At 44.7% G+C, this 15,883-nt stretch carries 15 protein-coding genes; 2 read left to right on the top strand and 13 right to left on the bottom strand.

Translation table 11 applies throughout. The features are described 5' to 3' along the window. Positions 1 to 290: 290 nt before the first annotated feature. The 13 genes from DWY57_RS01160 to DWY57_RS01105 all read right to left on the bottom strand — a co-directional run bounded on the left by DWY57_RS01160 (position 291) and on the right by DWY57_RS01105 (position 13,979). Positions 291 to 1,589 carry a sigma-54 dependent transcriptional regulator gene (locus DWY57_RS01160; protein ID WP_119961220.1) on the bottom strand — a complete coding sequence of 433 codons (1,299 nt, stop codon included), beginning with the start codon at positions 1,587 to 1,589 and terminating at the stop codon, positions 291 to 293. Then, positions 1,561 to 3,969: a hybrid sensor histidine kinase/response regulator gene (locus DWY57_RS01155; RefSeq protein WP_207805137.1), complete on the bottom strand. Its 2,409-nt coding sequence runs from the start codon at positions 3,967 to 3,969 to the stop codon at positions 1,561 to 1,563. Before DWY57_RS01155 ends, DWY57_RS01160 begins: the two co-directional genes overlap by 29 nt. A gap of 203 nt (positions 3,970 to 4,172) precedes the next feature. Next, entirely contained in the window at positions 4,173 to 5,159 is a 987-nt protein-coding gene (locus DWY57_RS01150) for an alpha/beta hydrolase-fold protein (RefSeq protein WP_119961219.1), read from the bottom strand. Between the two features lie 73 nt (positions 5,160 to 5,232). Continuing rightward, positions 5,233 to 7,998, bottom strand: a complete 2,766-nt coding sequence (locus DWY57_RS01145) for a TonB-dependent receptor (protein WP_119961273.1) — start codon at positions 7,996 to 7,998, stop codon at positions 5,233 to 5,235. Positions 7,999 to 8,129: 131 nt separating this feature from the next. Next, entirely contained in the window at positions 8,130 to 8,858 is a 729-nt protein-coding gene (locus tag DWY57_RS01140) for a prolyl oligopeptidase family serine peptidase (RefSeq protein WP_103983178.1), read from the bottom strand. A 25-nt stretch (positions 8,859 to 8,883) separates the two neighbouring features. Beyond that, positions 8,884 to 9,231, bottom strand: coding sequence for a Spy/CpxP family protein refolding chaperone (locus DWY57_RS01135; protein WP_117574217.1), 348 nt, complete (start codon positions 9,229 to 9,231; stop codon positions 8,884 to 8,886). Between the two features lie 47 nt (positions 9,232 to 9,278). Then, positions 9,279 to 10,634 (bottom strand): SUMF1/EgtB/PvdO family nonheme iron enzyme, encoded by a 1,356-nt coding sequence (locus tag DWY57_RS01130; RefSeq protein WP_243634626.1) that lies wholly within the window; start codon positions 10,632 to 10,634, stop codon positions 9,279 to 9,281. 17 nt (positions 10,635 to 10,651) lie between these two features. Continuing rightward, the gene (locus tag DWY57_RS01125; RefSeq protein ID WP_207805141.1) at positions 10,652 to 12,073 is read right to left on the bottom strand and encodes a formylglycine-generating enzyme family protein; all 1,422 of its coding nucleotides are present in this window, start codon (positions 12,071 to 12,073) and stop codon (positions 10,652 to 10,654) included. Between the two features lie 12 nt (positions 12,074 to 12,085). Further along, the gene (locus DWY57_RS01120; protein ID WP_119961218.1) at positions 12,086 to 12,529 is read right to left on the bottom strand and encodes a hypothetical protein; all 444 of its coding nucleotides are present in this window, start codon (positions 12,527 to 12,529) and stop codon (positions 12,086 to 12,088) included. A gap of 11 nt (positions 12,530 to 12,540) precedes the next feature. Continuing rightward, positions 12,541 to 12,870, bottom strand: coding sequence for a hypothetical protein (locus tag DWY57_RS01115; RefSeq protein WP_119961217.1), 330 nt, complete (start codon positions 12,868 to 12,870; stop codon positions 12,541 to 12,543). Positions 12,871 to 12,874: 4 nt separating this feature from the next. Next, positions 12,875 to 13,420: an RNA polymerase sigma factor gene (locus tag DWY57_RS01110; protein ID WP_118939697.1), complete on the bottom strand. Its 546-nt coding sequence runs from the start codon at positions 13,418 to 13,420 to the stop codon at positions 12,875 to 12,877. After that, the gene (locus DWY57_RS20695; protein WP_129942979.1) at positions 13,404 to 13,610 is read right to left on the bottom strand and encodes a hypothetical protein; all 207 of its coding nucleotides are present in this window, start codon (positions 13,608 to 13,610) and stop codon (positions 13,404 to 13,406) included. The genes DWY57_RS01110 and DWY57_RS20695 overlap by 17 nt, the downstream gene beginning before the upstream one ends. 6 nt (positions 13,611 to 13,616) lie before the next feature. Then, positions 13,617 to 13,979, bottom strand: coding sequence for a hypothetical protein (locus DWY57_RS01105; RefSeq protein WP_118939696.1), 363 nt, complete (start codon positions 13,977 to 13,979; stop codon positions 13,617 to 13,619). Positions 13,980 to 14,522: 543 nt separating this feature from the next. Between DWY57_RS01105 and DWY57_RS01100 the strand changes: the two genes are divergently transcribed. Then, positions 14,523 to 14,777, top strand: a complete 255-nt coding sequence (locus DWY57_RS01100) for a hypothetical protein (RefSeq protein ID WP_119961216.1) — start codon at positions 14,523 to 14,525, stop codon at positions 14,775 to 14,777. Between the two features lie 32 nt (positions 14,778 to 14,809). Continuing rightward, positions 14,810 to 15,826, top strand: a complete 1,017-nt coding sequence (locus tag DWY57_RS01095; RefSeq protein WP_118939694.1) for a fusion protein — start codon at positions 14,810 to 14,812, stop codon at positions 15,824 to 15,826. Positions 15,827 to 15,883 lie beyond the last annotated feature (57 nt).

Here is a 15,883-nt window from a genome sequence, read left to right as displayed (position 1 = left end):
TTATCGTTTCTCCGTTTTCCTACCCACCGAAATGGTCATGACAACGATTCACTTTTCCTTCTATCAGCGAGAGCTATCCCCTCTGTTTATGGACAGCCGGGAATTTTATCACCAATTCAGAAGAAATCGTATCATGTTTTTAGGCTTTACAATTCAGCGCTCCATTCATCTTACCGAAATAAGAAGAAGTGTCGTGCTTGAAAGGATAAATATATAAACCACCGATAATAAATTAATTAAAAACATTTGAAAATGATATGTGCATAAAAACACTGTGTACCGGACATATTCTAATCCAAACGGTACTTTTTCAATTTCAGATAAAGCGTGCTCCGACTGATGCCCAGTAGCCGTGCGGCAGCCTTCCTGTCATTGCCCGTTGCCTCCAATGCTTTCAGAATGATTGCCCGTTCCGTCCGCTCGTCATTAAGTGAATACTCTCCCGGTTGCCTGCCTTTATCGGGAATGTCTATCTCCCCGGTGGTTATCCAGTCATCTTTCGCCAATAAGGTGGCCCGTCTGACAACCATCCTCAATTCCCGTATGTTTCCCGGCCACGAATAAGATTTCAACCGTTTCTGTACTTCGCGGTCAAAGCCTTTCACTTTCCTTGAGAACTCTTGATTGGCGGCATCCAGCATGAATTCCGCCAACGGGATAATATCCTCAATGCACTCTGCCAGCAATGGTACATGCAACGGAAATTCATTCAGACGATAGAACAGGTCCTCCCTGAAACGTCCTTCGGCTATCGCCTTCTCCAGGTCCTCATTGGTAGCGGCTACCAGACGGATGTCCGTCTGAATCTCCTCTTTACCGCCTACGGGGCGGTAGCGTTTTTCCTGCAAGGCACGCAACAGTGCCCTTTGTACCTCGGCATTCAGATTACCCACCTCGTCCAGAAACAGTGTCCCATGGTTGGCGGCGGCAAACATGCCCGTCTTGTTTTCCGTCGCTCCGGTAAAGGCACCCTTCACATGACCGAACAGTTCCGATGCCGCCAGTTCCTTCGGAAGTACCCCGCAATCCACTGCGATGAAAGATGCATCCGACCGACCGCTCAACACATGTATCTGCCGGGCCACATACTCCTTGCCTGTCCCTGATGCGCCACGTATCAGCACGGCTAACGTATCCACCGGAGCCACCAGCCGGATATGCTCCTGCAATCTCAATGCCAAAGGGCTTTTGCTTGTATAGAATCTTTGTTTTGTATTGCCGTCCCTTCTCTTACGTTCCAATGCTTTCCGGATAATACCGAGTACCTTTTCTGTCTGCACAGGTTTGGGCAGATAGTCCACGACACCTTTTTTAACCGCTTCCACTGCACCGGGTATGTCCCCGTAGCCTGTCATGATGAGGAAAGGAATACGATAGCCATGTGTATTCATCCATTCCAGCAGTTCCATGCCATTGCCGTTGTCGAAACGAAAATCCGACAATACCAGATCCACATCATGATTGCCCAAAAACTCCTTTGCATTGTCCACGGATAATACATAACGGGCATTGATACCGTTTTTCACCAGCCAGTTTGTGGTAGCACGTGCATACACGCGGTCATCCTCTACTATCAATACAGTTTCCATATAGCCTTTTCTTTATTCTTTTTGCTTTCTTTAGAGCATATTCCACAGCTTTAATCAGTTCCTCTATTCTTTCGTCCAATAGGCCACCCCATTTTTCGGAAGGCATGGAAGCCATTTCCCTCAGTTCACTTTGGGGAATGTTTATACGGATCATTTCCCAAAGCGGTGCGGCTTTGTGTATGATACTCCCCAACTTCTTATAATCTCCCGTGGAAAAAGCGTCCCTTATTCCGGCAAGTTCATCCATGGTATCCTCTATAAATAGGTCCAGCATCTCTTCCACGTTTTCCTCTCCTTCCATGATGGCAGCAAAATCAGATCGATCCATTTGTGAAACTGCCGCCAGCAACTCTTCCTCAGAGAAAGGCTTATACAGACAGTCGGCAAAACCTGCGGTAAGATACTTTCCCTTTTTATCGGAACGTGCCGTGATGGCTATGACGGGAATCTCCCATGCCCGGGGAATGTTCGATGTCCTCAACAGCTCAAGGACCGAGAAGCCATTTGCACCGGGCATCTGTATGTCGGTCAGCAGAAGGTCGTATTTCTGTTTGTTCAGACAATCCATCAACTCCCGGACATCGGTGCAGCAGTCACAGTGAATCTGACTGCGGGAAAACATTTTACTGATGACTTCCAGCTGGATACGGTTGTCATCAATGACCAGCACACGGATATCAACGGGCAATTCACAAACAGGAAAAAACTTCTCTTCCGGACCGACGAGTTGTTCGGCCGGTAGTATAGGCAGGAAAACAGAAAAACGGCTGCCTTTACCGGGTACACTCTCCACTTCCACATGCCCTTGCATTGAGGATACGAGTCGGGCCGTAATTGCCAACCCCAACCCGAAGCCGGGGATATTACGCGCATTGTCGAGCCTTTCGAAAGCTCCGAATATCCGTTTTTTCTCCTCAAGCCCTATTCCCATACCCGTATCCAGGACAGAAATGTGGAGATTTCCCGCCCGGTATTCCACCTCAAGAAGCACCTTCCCGTGAAATGTGAACTTCAAGGCATTGGACAGCAGGTTGCCGACTATCTGCCGGATATGCGAGCTGTCACAGTTGACCATAACATCCAGACCGGAGAAGGATGCGGTGAACACAAGTTTTTTCTGCCGGGCGGCAAGACGGTGGCTGTCCGCTATTTCTTCAAACAGAGTTTTCAAGCTAAAGAGTGTGTTTTTGGAGTGCGTCCCACCTTCATCCATCCGGTGATATTCCATCAGCGTGTCTACCAGAGCGAGCATATAATCGGACGAATGCAGGATATTGCCCAGATAACCGGCTCTGCGACTACCATCGCTTTCCAAAGGTAACTGTTCCGCACAGCCTCTGATAGCTGCCAGCGGAGCACGCAGGTCATGGGTCACCGAGGCCATCAGCTCCTTACGTGAACGGAGCAATTCTTTATTCCGATTGTCGGACTGTTCAAGTTCCCTCTCGTACCGGAGACGGCGGTTCAAATCCCGGTGGATGAGGATATACAATACAATTGCCAGTAAAGAGACAGACAAAGCTAAGCCGGCTATCACATAGTAGGAGTTATTCCGTTCAAGGACAAAGGTTCTGTAGCGTGCAGCAAAACGTTCGTTATTCTCCCGTTCAAATTCAGAGACCATGCTGTTCATCCTTTCGTTCAGCTCCATGCTGCCAACGTATAAGCTGTCCATCTGTGCCTGTATTTGCACTAATCTTTCAGCCTGTTCCAAGGAAAACCTTTTATTTAAAGAGTGGAGCATACGTGTTGTCATTTCGATTGAAGGGGCAAATGATAAGGGATATTGTTTACATTCAGCCTCTTCCCGCTGTTGCAAATAAACAGATTGGTTCTCTTTTTTCCTAAAAACGTTCCAAACATTTTTTTTCTTTTTAGGAATGTCTTTTGTATTGAATTCTAAAAAGGACATATTTTCCTTTGGCTGTACAGCTTGTTTCTGAACGGTCTGTGTAATGGAAGGGATACTTTCCTGTACAATGTTACCTATATCCAGCAATTCATTGAAAGCATGTATTGTCTTAAAAAGAAGGATTTCTTTATTCCAAAGAAGAAGGCACAATGAGTCAATGTGGCTTTTCTGTAATGGAGTATGGATATGCTTCTTTAAAAGTTGCAGACCGTCGCATATCTCGTGTCGTTTGCGACGGTATTTCTTCAAGTCGTCATTATCCCATGTTATGGCAATTTCCGCATAGGTAGAGAGCTCCAACAAGCTAATGTAGTTTTTTATTGCCAAACGATGTATCGCCGCCAGTTCCTTTTCTTCTTTACGCAGCATGTGTCTCACCCCCTGTTCCTGACGGAACTGATAGACAATGAAGGCTAATAGTAAAATTAAAATAACATAGCCGAAAAATATTTTTAACTTTAACCACATAATAAAACCAACTGTAAAATTTTATACAATATCCATACCTAATAGAGTATAAAATTTGAAAAGTCACAATACAACCTGATTAGTGTGTAATGGAACTTTCATATTAAATCATCTTTTATATTAATGATGTATTAGCCGAAAAAATGGATTCTACGTTTTGAAGAATAAAATGGAAAAGCTACTGAATGTAGTATTGTCTTCTGTCAATTAGAAAACAATGTTGGTAAAGCATTGTACAAATATTCTGCAATAGCTCGAAACTCATGCCGAGCCCCTTCTTGTTCATGAAAAGTCAGATGATTTACATCAAACACATCCGTAAATTTGGCCATGGCTTGTACTTGCGTCCATATCCTGTCGTAAGCTACATCATCTGTCCCGCTGCATGCCCAAATGTAGAAATCATTTTCCAGTGATGATGAAGAACGGACGATATTGGCCAGATGAGCCGCTGTTTCATCGGGATAATTCATTCCGGCAAAACGTCCCAATGACCATCCGTCGGAACTGATCGGCAGGAAATACTTGAAATAGTCCAGTGTATATTCCAGTGCATACCAGGTGGTTACCGCTCCCATGGAAAAACCTCCGATGGCCCGATGATTCCTGGAAGCCTGCAGCCCCTCTAAGTCCGTTTGCTGAGTGTATGTACAGTAACGGCTCTCTACCAATGGAAGCAGGTCGTTGACCAGTTCTTGAGGAAGAGCCTTGCAATAGGGGTCAGCATCAGGATAGTAATCGACAGGAGTGCCATATACATAACTTGTGGATACCACGATAACCGGAGACATGTCTCCCTTTTCGATCAGGTGGTCAAGCAAGTTCCGCATCATGCCGTTCTCGTTCTGAAAGAAGGAGGCAGCTGTTTCTCCATGCCCATGTACGAAATAGAACACATCATAGCATTCATCGGATGATTCCTTATACCCATACGGCAGGTAGACATAGGCCGTATTTGAGCGCATTTCACCGTTCCCATCCACATAGTTGCGGGTGCCATAGTCAATTTGCACCACGCTTCCTTGGGAAGCGGTTTCCTCCAGATATTCGGCTGGAACAGGTACGGTCTTGTTCAAGAGTGAGGGATAGCCGGAGGAAGTCTCAGCTTCGGTTACCTCCTCGTTGCCATTGCAAGCTGTCAGACACAGACAAAGCAAGAAGGTTTTAATAGTCATAGAAAATGTACACATAGTAAATTGTTTATAAGTTGCTTAAATATTATTCTTTGATTGTATATTATACCACGTTTGCTGGATCATTATACTAACGTATCGTGTAGGTAAGACTAAGCATCATATATGGCTCCAACACATTGCTTGATATATAATCACAGTAGTTGCTTTCTAACCGATGTGTAAAATTCCGGTTCTGTTTGAGTACATCAAAAGCTTCCAATTTGATTTCAGCAGCATTGTTTTTCAGGAATTTCTTACCTAAAGACAGATTCCATAGACAGTAATCTTTCGTACCCGTATCCAGACCTGTGTAACCTACATAGCTAAACGTACTGCGTAAAGTAAGCCCCCAAAAGAACATACAACCCAGTTTGACAGAAGCGGTATGAGTGATGTAATCGTTGTTTGTCGCTTCATCAGATGAACTGAATATATTGTTGATGGTAGCAGAGTAAGAGGCTGTAAAATCTATATTCTTATTGATATTGCTTCCGATAATTATTTTAGGTATTAAGTTCAGTTCACGTGTATCGCTTGTCACCCCATTAAAGACAGTGGGGGTATTGGTGTAATTGGCAGCTATGCTGACATTGATATTGCTGCGGATCAAATCAAGCGGAAATCCGTAAGTCAACATGGATTGCAGTGAATAGTAGCCATTCAAGTTTATCGGTCGGGTAAACTGTGCCCCCTTGTTGAGTGTAACAGAAGGCATCAACTCTATATTCTCATTGGCTACAAACGTGCTGTCTCCAATGTACTTCTGCTTATAGGTAGCTCCCAGCATGGCGATAAAAGTATGTCCGGACTTTGTCGTATGTATATAGCGAAGATTGGCTATATGCGATAATTCCTGATCCAGATAAGGGTTCCCGGCAAACAGAAACAGGGGATTTGAATTGTTGACCACAGATTGCAAATCCGTTATGGACGGCGAAGACGTGATGCTACGGTAACGGAACTGCAACGAATTGGCTTGGTCTAAGACATAGTGGAACATCAGTAAGGGAAGGACTGAAAAGTAACTGCGGGAGTGATGTTCGGATTGAGGATAGGTTAAATCTCCCTTCAAGTTTGCCCATTGGGTTTCCAGTCTCAACATGGCATTCCATCTGTCGCTCTGATAACGAATACCTACATTCCCGGATTGGGTCAGATAATCCGACCGATATATGCTGGAAAGATTTTCATCCAGTTGCTCGTAGGATTCCTCGTCCGGTCGTGACACAAAAGTCTTTTGTCCGTTCTCCGAATCAGAATAATTGAGCTTATATCCCAATTGCAACTGAAGCTCATCGGATATTTTTTCCGTAAAAGTCAGGTTGGAACGGAAACTGTATTGTTTTTTGATGTTATTCTTCAATTGGCTATGTTCTTCAGGAATGTTCTGTTCCAAAGAACTGTACAATAAGTCTGTAAAATCTGAACGGTTACTGCCATCCGTATTGCTCATGCGTCCGCTCAGCATCCATGATAATGTTCGTCCCGGTTTTGTGAAACGATGACGGAACAGCAGATCCGCACCAATATTATAGGCTTTGTTTTCTCCAACTGCCGTGGTACTTGTTTCATTGCTCAAGGCCCCGTCGGTTTTGTTTGTCCCTTGCAATGAATTGTTGCTGTCCATATTTTGAAAGCTCAAAGATGGGCGAAAAAGCAACGAACTCCGTTCGTTTATCTGGTAATCCAGCTTGAAATTGAACCGATGATTCCAGTTGGTCAGGTAATTCTCTTTATATTCTTCATAAGACATTTCAGCCAATGCTGCATCCAAATAATTACGGTTTGTTTGTTGAAGAGTCTGATTGTCTGATTTATTGAAAAAATAGCTCGAAGTTATTTTTAACTTTTTCCCCCATTGGTCTACATAATTCAGTCCCAGCCCATTGGTGGATGTAAGTCCGTCCATGCTGCCAATCATGAAGTCTGCTACGGAACTTCCACTTTGGTAACCTTTTTTCCCGCCTCCATTCCGGAATCCTTTTCTTTTGTTTCCAGAATTTGAAGATAGGATTCCTGTCAAATCTTCTTGTGAAAAATTCTGCTGATTTACATTGTTGGACATGCCTAATACTGATATACGTTGATTTTCATTAAAGAAATTCAGATTCCCATTTACCTTATAACGTTCATCAGTACCATATCCCGCAGTCATCTCTCCAAAAGTTCCTTGTCGGAATCCCGTTTTCGTGACGATATTTATAGTTTTAACTTCTTCGCCATCGTCAAATCCGGTGAACTCAGACTGGTCACTTTTCTTATCAAAAATTTCGATACTGGCAATAATGTCCGAAGGCAGGTTCTTGACAGCCAGACTGACATCCCCTTCAAAGAATTCCTTGCCATCCACTAAAATCTTTTCCACTTGCTCTCCCTGAGCCTGAACAGTACCGCCCTCGACAACAACACCGGGCATCTTTGCCAGCAAATCCTCAGCCGAGCTTCCCTGCATTACCTTGAACGCCTCCGCATTGTACATGAGACTGTCACCACGTTGTTCGGCTCGGGTAGCACGTCCCGTAACTGCAACTTCTCCCAGCAACTGTGAGTTTTCCTGCATATATACATTGATTTTGTTGGAAGTATTTGCTATTTTAACAGTTTCCATAAAAGCTTTATAGCCTACATAAGAAATATTCAGGACATAAGTACCTGATTTAAGCTTATTGAAATAGAATTGCCCGCTCAAATCGGTAGTTGTAAATAAGGCACTCCCATTTTCCGGAACCAATTTGACTGTTGCAGAAATTAAGACCTCATCCGAAGCCTTGTCTTTTACGACACCACTTAGGCTTTGAGCCGAAACGGACAGTGACAGGCATAGACATGCCACAAGCAAAAGTATTCTTACCATAAAAACAGCTTTGATTAAAAGAAGAAATTGATCATTCACCTCCAAAGGAAGCCAGAATCTTATTTTTTCAATAAAAGCGGCTACCGATGACTCTTTTATCGCAAAGAACATTGGGGGATTATATATACCGGCTATTCGCTTGAGCGTATATGATTAAAAATCCAATTGAGACGTTTGTCCGTATAGCTCTCTGTGCAAGTCTTAATATGTGACCAGCCATTTTCCACGTCAAGTATAGTTTCCCTATTCAGCTCCTTTAACCGTTCCATAAAAGAAGTGACTGGAGCAATGTCCATTAGGTTATCGCCAGTCCCCATCACCGTGTAGACCGGAGTATTGGCGAGCAGAGCAGCATCTACCGTGTCCGGATTTCCGGCTACCGGCATAACGGCGGCAAACAAGTAAGGATAGGCAGATGCCATTTTCCAAACCCCTGTTCCTCCCATAGAACCGCCCATTAGATAGATACGGTCTGGATCCACTTTTCCCTTGTTCATGTATTCATCAACAAGATTTTTTATAATCTCATTTGTCTGGACTCCCCACGTAAGGGAGTCCGGACATTGAGGTACAATCATAAAGGCATTAATACGGTTTCTGCAAAGGTAATCGGCAATCGTATAGATTGCATCTTCATTCATTTGTCTGACATTATCACTTCCACGCTTTAGTCCGCCATGCAAATAGATTACCAATATCGGTTTCTGTTGTGTGCCACCGGCTGTTATCACCGTTTCCCTGTAAGGAAGTGTGATGTTATTATATGACCATACATTGAAACTGAAGTCTGAATCTGTATATCTGCATGGTGTAGCTGATGCCCAAATGCTCATGTACAAAAGAATAGTTATGATTATCATGCGCTGCCGCTGTATTCGCAGTAAATCATTCTTTCGACTGACCACGCTTTCCTTTCTTCATGTCAGCGATTGACTGTTCTATCATCTGCTTGTAGACCGTTTGCTGTTCGGCTGTCAGCAGAAGGCAGATGTCCGCCGTCAGTTTTTCGAGGGCTTCCCTGCGCTTTTCACGGGGATATTTCTGCTTGTTGAAATCCGCATACAATTCACGGATTTTCGTTTTCTGCTCATCGCTCAGGGTCAGCTTTTCATCCATTTCCTTGATGCGCTGTTCAGTCCGCTGTTGCGCAGTGAGCTTGGTTTTACTTTCTTGTGCTGGTACCTGCAAGGTGGTAGCGATGGCAATGGCCATCATTAAAAACATTCTTTTCATACTAAATTTCTATTATGAGTTGATAAAAAGTAGATAATAATCTCTGTCTATTTGGATTGGGGAGTATCTGTTCTGACAACCCGGAACCCCACATTGGCATAGCCTTTGTTTCCGGATCGCACATCGTCCGATTTCTCGCTGCGGCAGTCGTCACGTTTGGCATCCCAACTGCCCCCTTTTACAAGATACTGTCCGTCGACGTCCGTTGAAGTGGTCCACTCCCAGCAGTTGCCCCAAAAGTCAATCCCTCCGCAGGCACCGGTAGATTGCTTGTAGGCATCTACGGCAGTCAGCCCCGACTCCACATGATTGGCATTCATGGCTACATCTTTAGGCATGTGTCCGGCACCCAAGATCCATTCTTCTTCACTGGGCAATCGATAGATATGCTTGCTATCCTGAGCCGTCAGCCATTGGCAGTAGGCTTGGGCATCCTGGAGGGAAATGTTCACTACCGGATAATTGTCCTGCCCTGATTTGTAAGTGAAACTGGGGTTAAAGGCAGCATACTCGGCATTGGTGACGGGAGCATACCCGATATAAGCCGTTGCATCAGAAGCCCCACGCAACACCATCCACGCATCCTTCGGATTATCGTCCCTTCGGGGGTCGATGAAACGGAGGAACTGTTGCTGGATTCGTGTTTCACGGTTCTCCACCATCTCATCAACGATACCCTGCATGTGTTCCACAATACTGTAAGTACGGGCTTCGCGTTCCAGTTCGCGCAGCTTGTTCTTCTTTCTGGCCACTACTTTGTCGTAGCGTACCCCCATCTGGTCGAGTAACGCCTGTCTGTTGGCTTCCGTCGGATTCTTCCGGTATAGGACAAAGAGCTTATGTGTCTTGGAATCCATTTTAGGCCGCCCTTTTTCCACCAGCGGTGCACCGGGCTTGTCAAACTCCAGTTCACTTTCCACCAAATCATCAGGACTGATGAACTCACCCAACTCTACTTTCTGATGTACTCCGAAATAGTGTGCCACCAGACCGTCCTTGTAAATGGAGAACCTGTATCCTCCATACAGATTGCAGGGGAGGGTGGAAATGTAGTAGTCCTTTCCGGGGATGAACCCGGACTTCTCACTGGAGATGTAGGTAATGATGGTGCTGGTATGCGCCATATCACCGACTACGGTTTTCCCAAAAGCATCCTGACGGGTGATTGCCGTACCAGCCAGCGGAAGACCGTCCACACTTTCCACTTCTATCTTCACCACACCTGCCATCGGAAGGTTAAATCGGATGCCACAACGCTGTTCGGCACTCCCTTCATACCCGTCTTCCTGGTCGGTCTGATGAATCGATACTGTTATTTTTGAGTCGCTGTCATCCTTCTGTGCGGACACAGCAGTGGCCGTCACAATGGCAACAGCCATTGCTAAAAATATTTTTTTCATCATGTAATGTGATTAGATAATTAGATGAGATCTGTTCTTACGACTCTGAAACCGACGTTGGCATAGCCTTGGCCTCCGGAACGAACGACGTCTGATTTTTCGCTGCGGCAATCATCGCGTTCCGAATCCCAGCTGCCGCCTTTGATGATATACTGCCCCTCAGCATCCGTTGAAATAGTCCATTCCCAGCAATTGCCCCAGAAGTCAATACCTCCGCAAGCACCGATTGTCTGGCTATAAGCATCTACCGCTGTCAGACCCGTCTCCACATGACCCGCATTCATCAAAACATCTTTGGGCATGTGTCCGGCACCTAAGATCCATTCTTCATCGGTCGGCAGACGGTAGCTGTGCGTCGGGTCATTCTGCGCCAGCCAATCGCAATAGGCTGTGGCTTCCTCTACGGTGACATTCACCACCGGATAATTATCCTGTCCGTCTTCATATGTAAAGTCTGACTTGAATGCTGCATATTCCGCATTGGTAACGGGAGCATAACCGATGTAGGCATTGGGAGCGGAAGCCCCTCTCAGCACCATCCACGCATCATTCGGATTTTCATCATTTCGGGGGTCGATAAGACGCAGGAACTGCTGTTCGAGCCGGATGTCACGGTTATCTACCATCTCGTCCACAATCTCCTGCATTTCTTCCACCACATCCAAGGTGAGGGCTTCTCTTTCCAATTCGCGGAGCTTCGCTTTTTTACGGGCTACCACTTTATCATAACGAACACCCATTTGATCCAGCAAAGCCTGCTTGTTTTCCTCTGTAGGGTTCTGCTGATATTGACGGAGAAGTGCCGTAGTCGTAGCATCCAGTTCCGGTCGTTCTTCTTCTACAAGCGGCGCATCCGGGTCGTCAAACTCCAATTCACTTTCAATCAGGTCAGCGGGTGTGATGAATGAGCCCATTGCCACCGTTTGATGCACACCGAAATAATGTGCCACGAGGCCTTCCCGATAGATAGACAGGCGATAACCTCCATAAAGGTCGCAAGGCAAGGTAAAAATGGAGTAGTCTTTTCCGGGAGTCAATCCGTTTTCATCCGGGGCATTGAACACCAGGATGGAGTTGGCGTTTTCCACTTCCCCGGTCAACGCTTCCCCTGAATCTCCCCATTGAATGCCTGTTGTTCCGGCCAAGGCATAGCCGTCTACACTTTCCAACTCTATTTTAGTGATTCCAGACAGCGAGAAATTCAGTTTCAAGCCACTGTAAATATTACTTACATCCTGCGAACTTGGTAGATTCAACGCAGTAACCCCATTTTCATCATATCCGTCGCTTCCAGCCACTTGTTCGGCAAGAACTGTCAAGGTTGGATTTCCGCTGCCGGATACTTCTCCCGGTTGGTCTGTAATCTCATCACTGTCACAAGAAGACATAGCTGTCATCATGAAGAACGACAAACAAAATATGCCAAAAGCTTTTAATTTCATAATTTTCATTGTTTATTTACGTTTATCTTTATTTTGAGAACGTTGAAACAGCCGGTTCATCATTCTTCTTTCCAATACATATACTTTCTCTATTTGCATGGGAGTCAGAAATTTGCTGTACTTCAAATAATACTTCTTACGTAGGTCAAGTATCTTCTGACTATGGGCAAACCTTTCGTTCATGGCTTGTTCAGCCTCTTTATCCGAAAGATGGGCTTTCTCTCTTTTCGGTCGGGGACCTAATGCCCAGATTTCTTTTTGGAACTGGCAGAAAGTTTCCACAAACTGCCGGGACGTTTTGTTATCCATCGCCATTTCATTAGCTATAAACTGAGCCTGTGTCTCGGCCAGTTGTTCACGGGTCATACGCTGCTGCTCGCTCTTTTGGGCATACGTATTTACATGGAACACAATCATGACCAAGGCAAGTACAACTACTTTAGTGATATTCTTCATTTCCTTTGTTATTATTCGTTCATAAACAGATCATACTGATAAGTCGCAAACAGGTAATCCTGATCGCTGCTGCTCAGATTGGCAAAAGCCTTTTCCACATCTTCAAAACTATTACTTGAATCATGGGGTAATAAGTTGAAGACAACCAATAATGCAATACTTGCCGCCACAAGTCCTCCCGTCACAGAATACCAAAGGCAAAAGTTGCGTTTGGGCTTGGAAGGAAGCATCTCCAATTTTACAGTTTCCCATACATTGTTTTCCATATCATCCAAGAAACCGTCCGGCGCGGTATAAGGCAGCCGTTTACCTACGCGGTCGAAATCAAAATCTTCTTTCATACATCTAATTGTTAGCATTCATGTATTTGACAATCTTATCTTTGGCAATATGATAGCTGGACTTTACACCATCAGTTGTTGAACCGATAATTCCGGCAATCTCATCATATCCCAAATCATTATAGTATCGTAAGTTAAAAGCCAGCTGTTGCTTGGTAGGCAAGGATAAAATGGCTTTTTGCAACTTTACAGCTTCCAAATCATTGTAATCGACAAATTCATCAGCCATCAGATTGCTTAGCTCACTCGAAGAATCATCCAATGACACCCGTTCCTCTTTTTTATACCGATCCAACAGGCGCAAAGCTTCGTTGGTGGCAATACGGTATACCCAGGAACGTAAAGTGCATTCGCCTTTAAAATCGGATAATGACCTGAATACCCTTATAAAAGTTTCTTGCGTTGCATCCTGTGCATCTTCATGGGTTACAACTAACCTTCGGATATGCCAGTAAACCGCTTCCCTATATTTTGTCATCAGATAGCGGAAACCTTTCTCCGGTTCCTTAGCCGTTAGCTCCACCAGTTCCTTGTCATCCTTTATGCTCATAAACAGTCGGGGATTCACTTGCCATATAGATGGAAGGTGTATTTAACTTAGTCATATCCGTAATCTGTGAGTTAATGACCATACAATGCCTGTGGTGATGGGGATGACGAGACTTGCGTACAGTCACACAGGATTGCAGCAAAAACAAGACTGTCACTCCCAGCATCAGTAGTTTCCAAATCTTTTTCATATCCTATTATCTTTTGGTATATATTTTCTTTTTCCCTCTAATTACGAGTTGTATTGGATTTTTCTTATCCATGGCAAAAGCATCCAGTTCAGCTTCTGCCGCAGCTCTACTGAGTTGCGTCATCTTGGCATATTGTTTAATCGTCAGATATTTGTTCGTTTTCAAGTAAGCCATAGCCATTGCCAATCTTTCCTTTCGATTGAATCGGTTACTGATATAATGGAGCATGTCCGGTTTAACCACAACGGTAACAACCCGATTAGAAGGATAGTAACAATAGTGACGCCAATGTTGGGCATTTACAGCTCCGCAAATCAACAACATCACCAAAATTAGCATTCCTACCTTTTCTTTTATAGTTGCATACATAGTTACTATTTTTTATTAGACAATTTTATCTTACATACCTTTTCATGAGCTCATTTAAATGGATGTTCTGTATAAAAGACCCGATAAAGGAATGAAAGTAAAATCAAACAAGTAATATTTTTGTTTTTTAATTTAATATTTTACTTGCTCAGAAATATAAGAAACACAATTTCTATTGATTAAATTCGGCTTTTTTCTGTATTACATTACTTGTAATATTCTATTATACCATTCAAGCAACAGCCCTTGAATCCCGCCGTATTTCAATTCTCTTTTTCCCATATAACGATTTTCCCATTTTTATTTATCCCGTCAGTAGCTCCACCTTGCCGGGTTCAGGGTGCGAAGCTACGGACGGGACCCCTAAAAATCTGCAAGGCCGCTTCGCGCCCTGCGGGTTTTGGCGAAAATTTTTCAATCCGTCCAGCCGGGCGGTTGAAAATTTTTCACCAAAAGCCTTGCATATTTTCTCCCCGTCCGTATCTGCCCCCTGAAACGAGCAAGGTGAAGCCACCGACAAGGCATAAAAAAAAAGTCAATGTTATGAAAAAGAGAATTGAAATACAGCAGGATTGGAAACGAGGCTTCGGCTCCGCTCCAACCGGCATTAAAAATTGGGTGAAGTGGTCGCTGGTCGGTTTCGTGGTCTATGTGGCGGTGCGTTTCGTGTGTGCCTTTTTGGGTGGTATTCTGCCCATGTCGGCAGTTTTGGCGGTGGTGGTTTTCCTCATCCGTGCCGTGTGGCGTATCCTTTGCGTGCTCGCTCTTTTCATCCTTATTCTTTGCGTGATACTCTGACAGAATATGAATCATTTTAAAATCAAATCATTATGACTAAAGTACATTTATTAGGAGCTAACAGAAGTTACGACAGAAGCGTTCAGACCGTTTCAGTCAACCAAGTGGTAGTATTGGAAGGCTACAGCTATGACAGCTATGTTGTGTATGAAGTAAGCCGCAACGGGTGGGGAATAACCTATCATCTTATCAATTTGCGGACATACGAGTTTCATACATCCGACCTTATCCGGCCGTTATCGGAAAAATTCGGAATAGGAATCTATTACGATGATGCGAACCCCAGGTTTTTAGATCCGTTGGAAACAGCCGCTTTACTCACCAAGGCAAAAGAGAAGAAAGCCGAAGAAGAAAAGAAAGCGAAGGAAACAAGAGAGGAATACGGACGTATCGCCAAAATCGGTGCGGAGCGTTTGCGCCCCCTTGTCCCGACGGATGCAAAGGCGGTCATTATCGGCACGCTACGGGTAAACGAGTGCGACAGCTATACGGACTATTATGACTACAGTATAGCAAGAACCGTCATTTTAGGCTTTTCCAAACATACACGCAACCTCTTTTCAGAAATGCGCAAGCATGCCGCCAATTTTGAGGGAACAGCCTATTTGGCGGAATATAACGCAGATTACGAACACCGTGAAAATTACAGCATGGGAGACGGTATGTATCTGGGCAGGAACAAGTACAGCGGTTGGACGGTTGAGAAAGAGCCTATCCACGACCTTGAAAAATTCATAGAACGGTATGCGCACACCGCAGGGGATGAAGCCAACCTTTGCATGAAAGCACCGCAGAGAAACAGCGATACGGCAGAACAATCCACAGCAACCGCAGACCTTTCAACCCTCAGTCTTGAAATCGTGGAATACAGCGAGAAGGCGATTGCCGTATTCGGTGACACCAGGCCGATAAAGGACATTCTGAAAGACTTGAACGGTCTGTTCCGTGCGAACCTCACCTATAAGGGCGAAAGGCGTGCAGGGTGGATATATTCCAAGAAGCAGGAAACGAAAGTAAGGGAAGCACTCGCCACGTGCATCCGTGTATGACAGCATGAACGGCAGGGCGGAACAATCCGCCCGCCTATCAACGAACCCATAAAAAAG

Origin of the sequence: Bacteroides sp. AF25-5LB, assembly GCF_003602965.1 — a bacterium.
In the GTDB taxonomy this organism is placed as follows: Bacteria; Bacteroidota; Bacteroidia; order Bacteroidales; family Bacteroidaceae; genus Bacteroides; species Bacteroides uniformis.
Note: the sequence above shows the minus strand (reverse complement) of the source record. Positions and strands in the feature narration are given on the sequence as shown.

Excerpts from the sequence above, each read along its gene's own strand:
- DWY57_RS01160 (WP_119961220.1), bottom strand. The coding sequence starts at position 1,589 with ATGGAAACTGTATTGATAGTAGAGGATGACCGCGTGTATGCACGTGCT.
- DWY57_RS01155 (WP_207805137.1), bottom strand. The coding sequence starts at position 3,969 with ATGTGGTTAAAGTTAAAAATATTTTTCGGCTATGTTATTTTAATTTTA.
- DWY57_RS01150 (WP_119961219.1), bottom strand. The coding sequence starts at position 5,159 with ATGTGTACATTTTCTATGACTATTAAAACCTTCTTGCTTTGTCTGTGT.
- DWY57_RS01145 (WP_119961273.1), bottom strand. The coding sequence starts at position 7,998 with ATGGTAAGAATACTTTTGCTTGTGGCATGTCTATGCCTGTCACTGTCC.
- DWY57_RS01140 (WP_103983178.1), bottom strand. The coding sequence starts at position 8,858 with ATGATAATCATAACTATTCTTTTGTACATGAGCATTTGGGCATCAGCT.
- DWY57_RS01135 (WP_117574217.1), bottom strand. The coding sequence starts at position 9,231 with ATGAAAAGAATGTTTTTAATGATGGCCATTGCCATCGCTACCACCTTG.
- DWY57_RS01130 (WP_243634626.1), bottom strand. The coding sequence starts at position 10,634 with ATGATGAAAAAAATATTTTTAGCAATGGCTGTTGCCATTGTGACGGCC.
- DWY57_RS01125 (WP_207805141.1), bottom strand. The coding sequence starts at position 12,073 with ATGAAATTAAAAGCTTTTGGCATATTTTGTTTGTCGTTCTTCATGATG.
- DWY57_RS01120 (WP_119961218.1), bottom strand. The coding sequence starts at position 12,529 with ATGAAGAATATCACTAAAGTAGTTGTACTTGCCTTGGTCATGATTGTG.
- DWY57_RS01115 (WP_119961217.1), bottom strand. The coding sequence starts at position 12,870 with ATGAAAGAAGATTTTGATTTCGACCGCGTAGGTAAACGGCTGCCTTAT.
- DWY57_RS01110 (WP_118939697.1), bottom strand. The coding sequence starts at position 13,420 with ATGAGCATAAAGGATGACAAGGAACTGGTGGAGCTAACGGCTAAGGAA.
- DWY57_RS20695 (WP_129942979.1), bottom strand. The coding sequence starts at position 13,610 with ATGAAAAAGATTTGGAAACTACTGATGCTGGGAGTGACAGTCTTGTTT.
- DWY57_RS01105 (WP_118939696.1), bottom strand. The coding sequence starts at position 13,979 with ATGTATGCAACTATAAAAGAAAAGGTAGGAATGCTAATTTTGGTGATG.
- DWY57_RS01100 (WP_119961216.1), top strand. The coding sequence starts at position 14,523 with ATGAAAAAGAGAATTGAAATACAGCAGGATTGGAAACGAGGCTTCGGC.
- DWY57_RS01095 (WP_118939694.1), top strand. The coding sequence starts at position 14,810 with ATGACTAAAGTACATTTATTAGGAGCTAACAGAAGTTACGACAGAAGC.